Genomic DNA, 12199 nt, shown 5'->3' with positions numbered 1-12199 from the left:
ACGGGGGTCTCGTAGCCCGGATGGAGCGCAGCGTAATCCGGGATTCTCGCAACGACGTTCGGCCCCGGATTGCGCTTCGCTCCATCCGGGCTACCGGTCTCACTTCCCGTAACTCTCCCGCATCTTGGCCTGGATCTTGGCCATGCCGCCGATCCAGCGGTCGTAGTTCTCGGTCTTCTTGCGCATGTAGCCGAGCACTTGCGGGTGCGGCAGGATCAGGAAGGTCTCCTGCTCGATACCCTTGAGCGCGTCCTGCGCGACCTGCTCCGCCGTGAGATCGCCGTCGCCGGATTGCGGGCCCTTCGGGATCGAGCGCAGCATGTTGGTGTCGACGCCCTGCGGGCAGAGGATCGAGACCTTGATGTTGTCGGCGCGGTGCGAGATCGCGAGGTTTTCGGCAAAGCCCACTGCTGCGTGCTTGGTGGTCGAATAGGCCGGGCTGCCGACCTGCGACAAGAGGCCCGCGGCCGAGATCGTGTTGAGGAAATAACCGCCGCCGCGCGCCTTCATACGCGGCACCAGATGCCGCGCGGCATAGACATGCGCCATCACATGGATCGCCCAGCTTCGCGACCACGGCTCGTCCGAGGTGCCACCGGCATTTTTCGACAGCGGGTCGAAGCCGCCGCCAATGCCGGCGTTGGAGCAGAACAGCGCGATCGGGCCGAACATGCGCTCGGTCTCGTCGATCACATGCAGGATGTTCTTCTCCTGCCCGACATCGCATTTGAACGCGGCGCCACCCACCGAGGCCGCGACCTTCTCTGCCGCCGCATGATCGAGGTCGACCACCACGACCTTGGATGCGCCCGCGGCATGGAACGCCTCGCACAGCGCCTTGCCGATGCCATTGCCACCGCCGGTGACCACCACGACTTTACCTGCCACCTGCATGGCTGTCCTCCCGATACCTTTGCTTGCACACTGTCGTTCGCTTTGCTCACCTCGCCCCCTACATCCGTCATCCTGAGGAGCGCGGAGCGCGTCTCCTCCAGCGACAACGGCTTCGCCGTTGCGCGGGGGCGACGGTGAGAGGGCTGAATGCGCTATCACGAAGCATGATAGCTCATCCGCTGCAGATGGCGAGAACTTCAGCTCGTCAGCACGACGTCGAATACCGCCGTATAGTGGCAGGCGGCGCCGAGCAGCACGAAGCCGTGCCAGATCGCATTCTGGAAACGCAGCCGCCGCCAGGAGTGGAAGATCACCCCGAAGCTGTAGAGAATGCCGCCCGCCAGCACAAAGCCGAGCGCCATCGCCGGCAGCGCCTTCACGACGCGGTCGTAGAGCATGATGCCACTCCAGCCCATCGCGAGATAGAGCCCAATCGACAGCCGGTCGAACCGGCCGGGGTAGCGCAGCTTCAGCCAGATGCCGACGATCGCGACGCACCACACGCCGACGAGCAGCGCGAGCGCGAAATAGCTGTCCTTCAGTTCCACGATGAACGGCGTATAGGTCGCGGCGATCAAGAGATAGATCGCGGAATGGTCGAAGCGCCGCAGCACCCATTTGGCGCGCGACACCGGCCAGAGATTGTAGGTCGCCGACAGCGTCAGCATCGCGAGCAGGCCCGCGACATAGACCGAGACCACGGCAACGTCGAACGGGCCGGCATAGACCGCGGTCAGCACGATCAGCGCGGTGGCGGCAACCAGCCCGAAGGCGACGCCGATGAGATGAACGACGCCGTCGGCGATCAGCTCGGCGCGGTCATAGTTCCACAGCGCGGCGCCGGCTGCGTGGATCGAGTTCGAGGCAAGTTGCTTCAGGCGGAAGACCGTCATGCCGTAACGCTTTCCTGTGCGGCGATGAATATGGGTACTGCGAGCGCGGCCCAGCGTTCAATCCCTCGCCCGCAAAGGCGCCGGAAATGTGAAGCTTGATTTTGCCTGGATAATCGCCACCTTGCGGGTGATCGCCCACCCTTTTGGCCCCCTTTGCCGGGTTTCCGTTAACCCTCCATGCCCCCCAGCTTCGCAGATATCGTCGAGGAAGCGCGTCTCTCGGCGCGGGCGCTGCTCGACTATGGCGAGGGTTTCTTCAACCCGACGGTGCGGCTCGGCGTCACCGGCCTGTCGCGCGCCGGCAAGACCGTGTTCATCACCGCGCTGGTGCATGGCCTGACCCGCGGCGGCCGCTTCCCGGTGTTCGAGGCCTATAGCTCCGGGCGGATCGCGCGCGGCTATCTCGCCCCGCAGCCCGACGATGCGGTGCCGCGCTTCGCCTACGAGAACCATGTCCGCACCCTGATCGAGGAGCGGAGCTGGCCGAGCTCGACCACCGACATCTCCGAGCTTCGCCTGGTGATCGAGTATCAGCGGCAAAATGGCGCGGACCGCACGCTGACGCTCGACATCGTCGACTATCCCGGCGAGTGGCTGCTCGACCTGCCGCTGCTCAACAAGAGCTATGAGCAATGGTCCGCGGAAAGCCTCGCATTGTCGCGCGAGCCGCTGCGCGCCAAGCTCGCGGCACCCTGGCACGCCCATCTGGCAACGCTGCAGCCCGAGGCCAAGGAGGACGAGCAGGCCGCACGCACCGAAGCCAGATTGTTCACCGACTATCTGCGCGCCTGCCGCGACGAGCGCTTCGCGATGAGCTTGCTACCGCCCGGCCGTTTCCTGATGCCGGGCAATCTCGCCGATACGCCGGCGTTGACCTTTGCGCCGCTCGACGTGCCGGCGGACGGCAGCGCGCCCGACGGCTCGCTGTGGGCGATGATGCGGCGGCGGTACGAGGCCTACAAGGATGTCGTGGTGCGGCCGTTCTTCCGCGATCATTTTGCGCGGCTCGATCGCCAGATCGTGCTGGCCGATGCGCTCGCCGCATTCAATGCCGGTCCCGAGGCGCTGCACGATCTTGAGGCGGCGCTGGCCGGCATCCTCGACTGCTTCCGGATCGGCCGCAGCACGATCCTGAGCGCGCTGTTCCGGCCGCGCATCGACCGCATCCTGTTCGCGGCGACCAAGGCCGACCATCTGCACCACCAGAGCCATGACCGGCTGGAATCCGTGCTGCGGCGGATCGTGGCCAGGGCCACCGAGCGCGCCGAATATGCCGGCGCCGGCATCGACGTCGTGGCGCTCGCCGCGGTGCGCGCCACGCGCGAGGCGCAGGTCGCACGCGGCCGCGACCGGCTGCCGTCGATCCTCGGCACGCCAGCTGAGGGCGAAGTTGCCAATGGCGAGACGCTTGACGGCGAGACCGAGGTCGCGACCTTTCCCGGTGACCTGCCCGACAATCCGGAGGAGCTGTTCAACGGCGGATTCCGCGGCCTCTCGAGTGCCGGCGCGGATACCGCCGACTTTCGTTTCCTGCGCTTCCGGCCGCCGAAGCTGGAACGAAGTGGCGATGCGGAGCCGGCGCTGCCTCACATCCGCCTTGACCGCGCCCTCCAGTTCCTGATCGGAGACAAGCTGCAATGAACGAGAAGACGCCCCCGCGGCGGCCGGCGACGTTCAAGCTCGACGATCCCGGCGTGGTCGTGATGGATCCGGACGAGGCCGGCCGCCTCTCCCGCGGCACGATCCAGATCGTGCCCGAAGCCGAGCCCGCGCAGCTCCCGGTGCCGGTCGATACGCCGATGCTGCCGGCGCGTCGTGGCTTCCGCTGGGGCACGCTGTTCTGGAGCGCGGTCGCGGGCCTTGTGGTGCTCGGCAGCGGGCTCGGCGTCATCAACCTGGTCGAGGATCTATTCGCGCGCAACGAGGGCCTCGGCATGCTCGGATTGGGGCTCGCCGTGATCGCCACGGTGGCGCTCGCGGTCGTCACCATGCGCGAGCTGGTCGGCCTGGCGCGGCTTGCGACCATCGAGAAGCTGCATCTGCGCGCCGCCGAGGTGCTGATCAGCGACGACCGCGCCACGAGCCGCGCGATCGTTGCCGACCTGCTCAAGCTCGCGCACCAGACCCCGCAACTCGCCCGCGCCCGCAGCACGCTGCAGAGCCACACCGACGACATCATCGACGGCGCCGACATGATCCGCCTCGCCGAACGCGAATTGATGACGCCGCTCGACGAGGAGGCGCGGCGGCTGGTGTCATCAGCCGCGCAGCGCGTCTCCGTCGTCACCGCGGTCAGCCCGCGCGCGCTGTTCGACGTGCTGTTCGTGTTCGTGGCGAGCCTGCGGATGATCCGCCAGCTGGCGCGGCTCTATGGCGGCCGGCCCGGCGCACTCGGCATGATCCGCTTGCTGCGCCACGTCATCGCGCATCTCGCCATCACCGGCGGCATGGCCGCGAGCGACAGCCTGATCCAGCAGATGCTCGGCCACGGCATCGCGGCAAAACTCTCGCAGCGGCTCGGCGAAGGCATGCTCAACGGCCTCTTGACCGCCCGCCTCGGCCTCGCGGCAATCGACGTCACCCGCCCGCTTCCCTTCAGTGCTTTGCCGCGCCCCGCGCTGACCGATCTCGCGAAGGACCTGATCCGCAAGCGCGAGGAAGAGGAATAGTTCTTCTTTTTCCTGCCCAAAGCGGTGCCCATTACTGCGCCCTCTCCCCTTGTGGGAGAGGGCAGCTCAGCTGCTCGTCAAGAACCCGCTTGGGTGAGGAGTTTCTTTCCGCAAGCACCGCTCGCGCGGAGACATACCCCTCATCCGGCAGCCTTCGGCTGCCACCTTCTCCCACAAGGGGAGAAGGGGATCTCGCAAGGTCCGCTCAACATCGCCAGCACGCGCCAGCGGAAGAAGGTGGTGTCCGGCGGCGGCGACAGGTCCGGTGTCCAGCCCGAGATCTTCTCCAGCGCGTAGGTGTCCATCACCATGCCGCGCCAGCTCCGCGTCACGCGCTCCAGCGGCTGGCGTAGCGCGGATGTTTCGCTCCACAGCGGCAGATTGTTCTCGGGCTCGCGCCCGACATAGATGCCGGCGTGGTCGCGGATCTCGCTCATGCCGGGATCGGCAAAGCCCTGGAAACGGCCGCGCTCGTTGATCTCGACGACCGGCACCCGCCCGCGCAGCATCCAGCGCAGCATCGCATAGGTGCGATAGTCCGTGGTCGCGACCCAGCTCGCACCGGTCGCCTGCACCTGCGCCAACGTGCGCGCGGCCACCACATCGTAGCCCGCCTCGGTGCCGATCGGATCGGTGCGGCCGATCAGATTCCACGGCGCGAACATGTAATAGAGGAAGACGCAGACGACAAAGACGATGCCCGATGCGATCGCGGTCCGCGCCCAGGAGATCGTCGATTTGATGAGCCCGAGCGACCAGCCCTCGAACGGCATCTTCGTGACGTTGATGGCAACGGCCGCAAAGCCGGCCGGCCACAGGAACATCGGCCAGGTGTCGCCGACCCGCAAGGTCAGCGACTTCCAGAGGAAATAGACGAACGGCACCAGCACCGATGTTGCGAGCAGGATCGCGACCGGCTCGCGCCTGACATAGCCGCGCCATGCCGTCAGCACCGTGCCGAACAGCGTCACCGGCAGCAGCACGAAGCCGACGAGGCCGAACTGCATGCCGATGAACTCGCCGAGCGTGCGGAAGGTGAGATCGCGCTCGACGGTGGCGCGCACCGCCTGGAAGCGGAACGAGGCCCAGTCATGCTCCGCATTCCAGATCAAGACCGGCGAGAACACGATAATCGCGATCAGCGCGGCGAGGTAGGGATACGGGCTGCGCAGCCAGCGCCAGCGCCAGTCCGGCACCAGCGCAAAGGCGAGCACCGCCGGCGCGAACATGATCGCGGTGAATTTCGACAGCAGCGACAGCCCGGCGAACAGCCCCGCGGCGAGCCACCAGCGCCCGTCATTGCTCTGCGCGAGCCGCACCAGCGACCACAGCATCGCCACCGAAAACGGGATCAGCGCGGTATCCGGCGCGACCTTGGCCATTAACAATCCGTAATACAGCGCCGCCTCCGGCAGCAGCAGCGCGAGCATCACGGCGCGGACATTGTTCGATGTCACGCGGCGAACGATGTCCGCGAGCAGCAGCTGGGTCGCCAGCATCGCCACGATGCCACTGAGGCGAACGCCGAGATTGGTGTCACCGAGAATAGCTGTGCCAAAACGGATGAACCAGGCGACCATCGGAGGATGGTCGAGGAACGACAGCACGTTCTCCTTCGACCAGGTCCAGTAATAGGCCTCGTCGGTGCGCAGATCGAGCGCATGGGCATAGGCCAGCCGCATCGCGGTCATGGCGGCGATCACGGCAATGACGCCACGCCAATCCGGCGCACGCAAACGGGCCGGCTTGACGCTGATGTTATCGGGATGGGCTATCGTCACGGCGCTTTTTGTTCGACTCTTAACGGAGTGTCAACGTGCTGCAATGCCCGCTACCGCGGCGTGTCCGGACCGGCGGTGGTGTTCAGCGCGGGAATTAAGCACTAGAATTGCCGATATGAATCACATGGCGTCCCCTTCGCGCGAACATTTGCAGGACATGGCCCGCGGCATCGGCCAGCGGCAGGTTCGCCTGGTCACGGGGACGATCATGTTCGCCTACCTGATCAGCCATTTCCTCAACCACGCGCTCGGCAATATCTCGACCGAGGCGATGGCGATCGGGGTGCATTACCACACCGAGTTCTGGCAGTTCCTGCCGGTCGCGATCGTGTTCTATTCTGCGTGCCTGGTGCATACCGGCCTCGGCATCTGGGCGCTGTACCAGCGCCGCGAGTTCCGCTGGAAGGCGATCGAGCCGCTGCAGCTGACGCTCGGCCTTAGCATCCCGATGCTGATCGTCGCGCACGTCGTCGGCGTGCGGCTCGGCCAGACCCTGTACGGGCACGAAAAGCTCTACCCGCAGGAGCTGTACACCTTCTTCATCGCCTCGCCGAACCGGCTCTGGACGATGCTGTCGGTGCTGGTGATCGCCTGGGTCCATGGCTGCATCGGCCTGTATTTCTGGTTGCGGCTGCGGGCGTTCTTTACGCGCGCCGCGCCGTTCCTGCTCGCGACGGCGGTGCTGATCCCGACGCTGGCGATACTCGGCATCTATCAGGCCGGCCGCGCCACCATCGCCGACTATCAGGATCCCGACTGGCGGCGCGAGGAGCTCTCGGTGCAGAAGCTCGGGACGGCGGCCCAGGGGACCATGCTCGAGCGGATCACCGATGACCTGACGATCGGCTATCTCGGCCTGCTCGGCCTCGTGCTGCTGGCGCGCGGCGCGCGTGCGCTGCTGGAGCGCCGCGGCGGCATGATCGCGCTGTCCTACGGCAACGGCCGCACGCTGCGGGTGCCGAAGGGACTGAGCGTGCTGGAAGCCAGCCTGCGCTACAACGTTCCCCATGCCAGCGTCTGCGGCGGCCGTGCACGCTGCTCGACCTGCCGTATCCGGATCATCGGCGATCACGCCGCGCTGCCCGAGCCCTCGCCGCGCGAGGCCTTCGTGCTGCACCGGGTCGGCACCGACGATCCGTCGATCCGGCTGGCCTGCCAGTTGCGGCCGACCGGCGACCTGACCTTCTTCCAGCTGTTCCTGCCGCACACGATGTCGGCGAACGCACACGCCGGCAATCCGACGCGGGTCGGCCAGGAGCGATATCTCGTCAGCATGTTCGTCGACATGCGCGGCTCGACGCAGCTTGCCGAGAAGCGGCTGCCGTTCGACACCGTGTTCATCGTCAATCGCTTCCTCGGCGCGGTGTCGCAGGCGGTGCTGGAAGCCGGCGGCCGGCCCAACCAGTTCATCGGCGACGGCATGCTGGCGCTGTTCGGGCTGAGCACCGACCGCCAGGTGGCTTGCCGCCAGGCGCTGCGCGCGGCCGCACTGATCGCAACCAATATCGACGAGCTGAACCAGTTTCTCAGCCACGATCTGCGCGAGCCGATCCGCTTCGGCATCGGCATCCATGGCGGCGAGGTGATCGTCGGCGATATCGGCTATCGCGACCACATGGTGTTCACCGCGCTCGGCGACGCCGTCAATGTCGCGGCGCGGCTGCAGGACATGACCAAGGCGCTGGCCTCCGAGGCGGTCATCTCCGACGAGGTGCGCGCCACCGCGGGCCTTGCCGACGATGCCCTGCCGGCGCAGGAAGTCGCGATCCGCGGCCGCAAGGAGCCGATGACGGTGCGCACCGTCGAGTCGACGCGCGTCCTGTCGGCGCTGGTCGACGACCGGCGTGCCGTCGCGGCCTGACCGGGTTCAGTCCCCTTCACTCAATGTGACCTGCCGCACATCCGAAGCTGCGTTGAGCAGAGATGCTCGAACGCGTCCTATGCCGGATGCGACTGACCGGCGATGGGTAACACTGCAACCGCGCCGCGACAGAGCTCAACGCGCACCTGAAGGAGACGACCATGCTTCGCAAAGTCACGCTCGCTCTCGCCACTGCTGCAACGCTTGCTGCCGCCGCGCTGGCGCCGACCTCGGCTTCCGCCAAACCGTTCTTCTGGCATCCGTACCACCATCACTTCTGGGGCGGCCCGGGCATCTCGGTCGGCTTCGTCGATTCCGGCTGCTACGTCACCCGCCTAGTGCTGACGCCCTACGGCTATCGCTATCGCACCGTGAACGTCTGCTACTGATCCAACCTTCGTCTTGATGGAAATGCCCCGGTCGTCTGATGCGACCGGGGCTTTCGTTATTGCGACGCAGCGGCGTTGGACGCTGCGAAAGCTCAATTGACTTGCAATTGCCCGATGCGTCATTTGTCTTGCGCGCATTCCATGATGCGAAGGCGCGCAAGGCAGAGTGAGCCTGGTGATGACCAGCCCACGACAGAACAGCTTCGGAGGAAGCGGAATGCTCGATCGACGAGACTTGATGAAGCGCGCCGGGTTGGCCGCCTTGGTGACGGGGCTGGGATCAAGGGGCGCATTGGCCCTCGACACCGTGACGATGCCCTTCGGCAACGGCGAACGGCCGCTGGTGCGCTACCCGCAGAAGCGCCCGATGATCGGCCTGACCGCGCGGCCGCCGCAGCTGGAAACGCCGTTTGCGATCTTCAACGACGGGCCGCTCACGCCGAACAACGCGTTCTTCGTCCGCTATCATCTCGCCGGCGTCCCCTACGATCTCGACCCGGACAAGTTCACGCTCGAGATCAAGGGCAAGGTCGACAAGCCGCTCAAGCTGTCGCTGAAGGAGATCCGGAAGCTGAAAGCCGTCGAGCTCGTCGCCGTCAACCAGTGCTCCGGCAACAGCCGCGGCTTCTTCAATCCGCGCGTCGCCGGCGGCCAGCTCGGCAACGGCGCGATGGGCTGCGCGCGCTGGCACGGCGTGCCGCTGAAGACCGTGCTCGACATGGCCGGCGTGCAGGCCGGCGCCAAGCAGGTCACCTTCAACGGCATGGACGGCCCGGTGATGGAGACGACGCCCGACTTCGTGAAAGCGCTCGACATCGACCATGCGCGCGACGGCGAGGTGATGCTGGCCTGGGGCATGAACGGCGAGGACCTGCCGTTCCTCAATGGCTTCCCGCTCCGCCTCGTGGTGCCCGGCTATTACGGCACCTATTGGGTGAAGCACCTCAACGAGATCACCGTGATCGACAGCGTGTTCGAGGGCTTCTGGATGAAGTCCGCCTACCGGATTCCGGACACGCCGAACAACGCGGTCGAGCCCGGCACCGCACCAAAGGCGACGATCCCGATCAACCGCTTCACGGTGCGCTCGTTCATCACCAGCGTTGCCGACGGCGCCAAGCTGAAGGCCGGTCGCATCACGCTGCGCGGCATCGCCTTCGACGGCGGCAAGGGCATCAAGGAGGTCGTGGTCTCGACCGACGGCGGCAAGAGCTGGACACCGGCCAAGCTCGGCAAGTATCTCGGCAAATACGCATTCCGCGAATGGAAGCTGAAGGTCGCGCTGCCGGCCGGCGCCTCGGAGCTGAAGGTGCGCGCCACCAACAATGCCGGCGACACCCAGCCGATGGACCCGTTGTGGAATCCCGCCGGCTATCTGCGCAACGTCGTCGAAACCGTGCGCGTCACCGCGGCCTGAGGAGAAGCATCATGACCAGCAAGCTGCTTGCCTCCCTCGCCGCGATCGCCATGCTGTCGATCGGAGCTACGATGGCCGCGCCCGTCAACTATACGCTTCCCGAGGAGACCGCGACCTTCAAGCCGGGTCCCAACCTCGACGTGGTGCAGAACAACTGCACCGCCTGCCACTCGGCCGACTACATCAAGACCCAGCCGCAGGGCGAGAAGTTCAAGAAGGACTTCTGGCAGGCCGAGGTGACCAAGATGATCAAGGTCTACGGCGCGCCGATCGACCAGGCCGACGTCAGCAAGATCGTCGAGTATCTCTCCGCGACCTATTGAGACGCGGCCGATTCATCCCCCGCGCACCGGCAGAAACCCCGCGCGGGGGCCGTTGATCCAAATCGGTTCACTGGAACCGATCTCTTTTGCAGCGCATCAATTGACCACGAAACAGGCAATCCGGCAGCAAAACCCTGCAAACCGGGTTGTTTCCGGGCGAAAACACACCGTGGTTTGATCTACCCAGCTTTTTTCAAACTGCTATCCTGTGCGGTACGGACAAGCCGGTTTGTGCGGGGACCGACTGGTCTGTTTTCGATTGATTCCGCGGAGACGACTGGAATGCCCAAAGGTACAGTGAAGTGGTTCAACCCGACCAAGGGTTATGGATTCATCCAGCCCGCTACAGGCGGCAAGGACATTTTCGTGCATATTTCAGCAGTTCAGAAGGCCGGTCTTCAGAGCCTCAACGAAGGCCAGTCTGTTGAATACGAAGAGATCGCCAATCGCGGCAAGACGTCAGCCGAGAACCTCAAGGTCTAGCGCACCGCGCGAGATCAGCGGCGCACTCTCGGACACGATCCGGGAGTGAGGGCCGATCCAACATCACACGACGTGACGTTCGGCGGAGCGGGCACGGCGCCCGCGCGTCACGACGCTGAACTTTTCTCCGGCCGCCTTCGATCGCGCGCGGCACGAACACTCAGCCGTTCAATCTTCCGTCACCCATTTGGCGACGGTCATGACGTCAGGCGGCTGCAGATAGCCGCGGGGCCAGAGATCGACGGCCCATTCCACCTTGGTCGCGCGCTCCACCAGCACGGCGGTATTGTGCGGCGTCTGCATCAGCTGAAAACCGCGATAGTGGGGGTCTCCCACGTCGTGGAACTTGAACAGATTCCACGACTGCATCACCAGCATCAGGCTGGTGGTGTTGCGCGTGGTGTCCCAGCAATCGTAATTGTGCTTGTCGTCGTTGGCGCGGAAGTCGGCTTTCGCCACGCGCTTGTCGGTGCCGAGGATCGGCCCCATCCGGCGGTCGAACCAGATCACGGCCTTCTGCACGGCCGCGCGTTCGGCGGCGGCGTTGGCGCGGCCAGTGGCCATGATCCTGGCCAGGGCCGCCCGGTCGGCCGCGCTGAAGTCGAGCATCTCGCGGCGCCGGCAAACGAAGCCGTAACACACCGTCATCGCCGAGGCCGACGGCGGATAGATCGAGACCGACGTATAGAGCTGCATGATGCCGGAGCTGAGCTCGGCCGCGCGGGAGGGCGTCATCGCGGATAGCGACAGGATGGCTGCGCATAGCGCGCCGGCAACCCCGGCTCGACTCGCACCTATCGGCTGATTGGCATCGTCCATGTCGCGGCCCCCAACTGAGGGGAGAATTATCGCGGGTGCGCCGCGATGCCAAGACATCCTGCGCATGGCTGTGGATCGGATCCTGCGCCTGTCAGCCGACCGGAAGCGGCGCGTCGCGCTTGACTTCCTCCATCACCGCGTAGGTTCGCGTCTCGCGCACGCCCGGCAGCGCCAGCAGGGTCTCGCCGAGAAACCGGCGATAGGCGGTCATGTTGGCGACGCGGGCCTTGACCAGATAGTCGAAGCCGCCGGCCACCATGTGGCACTCCAGCACTTCCGGGGCGTTCTGCACGGCCCTGGCGAACTTCTCGAATACGTCGGGCGTGGTCTTGTCGAGCAGCACCTCGACGAACACCAGGAGGCCGAGGCCGAGCCGGTGCGGGTTGAGCCGCGCACCATAGCCCTCGACGAAGCCGTCGCGCTGCAGCCGCTTCAGCCGTTCGCCGACGGAGGTCGGCGACAGGCCGATCCTCTCGGCCAGTTCTACATTGGCAATCCTTCCATCTCCTTGCAGGATCGAGAGGATTTTGCGGTCTGTCTTATCTATCTCTGTCATATCCACGGCAATATTTGAGATGATCCGGATTTTCTAAGGCAACTCTGCTAATTTGTCTATCGAACTACGGTGCGACCGCGCGTAGGTATTCCTGTGCAACCATCGAGGAACCGC

At 65.5% G+C, this 12199-nt stretch carries 12 protein-coding genes; 7 read left to right on the top strand and 5 right to left on the bottom strand.

Features of this window, described 5'->3' with window-relative positions:
- Positions 1-99 precede the first annotated feature (99 nt).
- Both AKN83_RS13040 and trhA read right to left on the bottom strand, forming a co-directional pair.
- Entirely contained in the window at positions 100-894 is a 795-nt protein-coding gene (locus AKN83_RS13040; RefSeq protein WP_050404122.1) for an SDR family oxidoreductase, read from the bottom strand.
- Positions 895-1091: 197 nt separating this feature from the next.
- The gene (trhA, locus tag AKN83_RS13035; RefSeq protein ID WP_050404121.1) at positions 1092-1787 is read right to left on the bottom strand and encodes a PAQR family membrane homeostasis protein TrhA; all 696 of its coding nucleotides are present in this window, start codon (positions 1785-1787) and stop codon (positions 1092-1094) included.
- A 177-nt stretch (positions 1788-1964) separates the two neighbouring features.
- Here trhA and AKN83_RS13030 point away from each other — a divergent pair, with 177 nt between their 5' ends.
- On the top strand, positions 1965-3428 hold the full coding sequence (locus AKN83_RS13030; protein WP_050404120.1) for a YcjX family GTP-binding protein: 1464 nt from the start codon (positions 1965-1967) through the stop codon (positions 3426-3428).
- Positions 3425-4456 carry a YcjF family protein gene (locus tag AKN83_RS13025; protein ID WP_050404119.1) on the top strand — a complete coding sequence of 344 codons (1032 nt, stop codon included), beginning with the start codon at positions 3425-3427 and terminating at the stop codon, positions 4454-4456. Before AKN83_RS13030 ends, AKN83_RS13025 begins: the two co-directional genes overlap by 4 nt.
- 140 nt (positions 4457-4596) lie before the next feature.
- On the opposite strand, the gene AKN83_RS13020 is transcribed toward AKN83_RS13025, so the two are convergent.
- Positions 4597-6147, bottom strand: coding sequence for a glycosyltransferase family 39 protein (locus AKN83_RS13020; RefSeq protein WP_347336823.1), 1551 nt, complete (start codon positions 6145-6147; stop codon positions 4597-4599).
- 214 nt (positions 6148-6361) lie between these two features.
- Here AKN83_RS13020 and AKN83_RS13015 point away from each other — a divergent pair, with 214 nt between their 5' ends.
- The 5 genes from AKN83_RS13015 to AKN83_RS12995 all read left to right on the top strand — a co-directional run bounded on the left by AKN83_RS13015 (position 6362) and on the right by AKN83_RS12995 (position 10710).
- A complete protein-coding gene (locus AKN83_RS13015; protein WP_050404169.1) occupies positions 6362-8098 on the top strand; it encodes an adenylate/guanylate cyclase domain-containing protein in 1737 nt (578 codons plus the stop codon).
- Between the two features lie 161 nt (positions 8099-8259).
- Positions 8260-8487, top strand: a complete 228-nt coding sequence (locus tag AKN83_RS13010) for a hypothetical protein (RefSeq protein ID WP_050404118.1) — start codon at positions 8260-8262, stop codon at positions 8485-8487.
- A 217-nt stretch (positions 8488-8704) separates the two neighbouring features.
- Positions 8705-9904 carry a SorA family sulfite dehydrogenase catalytic subunit gene (gene sorA, locus AKN83_RS13005; protein WP_050404117.1) on the top strand — a complete coding sequence of 400 codons (1200 nt, stop codon included), beginning with the start codon at positions 8705-8707 and terminating at the stop codon, positions 9902-9904.
- An 11-nt stretch (positions 9905-9915) separates the two neighbouring features.
- Positions 9916-10227, top strand: a complete 312-nt coding sequence (gene sorB, locus AKN83_RS13000) for a SorB family sulfite dehydrogenase c-type cytochrome subunit (RefSeq protein WP_050404116.1) — start codon at positions 9916-9918, stop codon at positions 10225-10227.
- A 282-nt stretch (positions 10228-10509) separates the two neighbouring features.
- Positions 10510-10710, top strand: coding sequence for a cold-shock protein (locus AKN83_RS12995; RefSeq protein ID WP_021079749.1), 201 nt, complete (start codon positions 10510-10512; stop codon positions 10708-10710).
- Positions 10711-10878: 168 nt separating this feature from the next.
- Here AKN83_RS12995 and AKN83_RS12990 read toward each other — a convergent pair whose 3' ends face one another.
- Entirely contained in the window at positions 10879-11529 is a 651-nt protein-coding gene (locus tag AKN83_RS12990; protein ID WP_050404115.1) for a hypothetical protein, read from the bottom strand.
- A gap of 91 nt (positions 11530-11620) precedes the next feature.
- Positions 11621-12085, bottom strand: coding sequence for an Lrp/AsnC ligand binding domain-containing protein (locus tag AKN83_RS12985; protein ID WP_050404114.1), 465 nt, complete (start codon positions 12083-12085; stop codon positions 11621-11623).
- Positions 12086-12199 lie beyond the last annotated feature (114 nt).

The organism is Bradyrhizobium embrapense (genome assembly GCF_001189235.2).
Taxonomy (GTDB): domain Bacteria; phylum Pseudomonadota; class Alphaproteobacteria; order Rhizobiales; family Xanthobacteraceae; genus Bradyrhizobium; species Bradyrhizobium embrapense.
The sequence above is the reverse complement of the archived record's forward strand: the minus strand, read 5'-3'. Positions and strand labels throughout refer to the sequence as shown.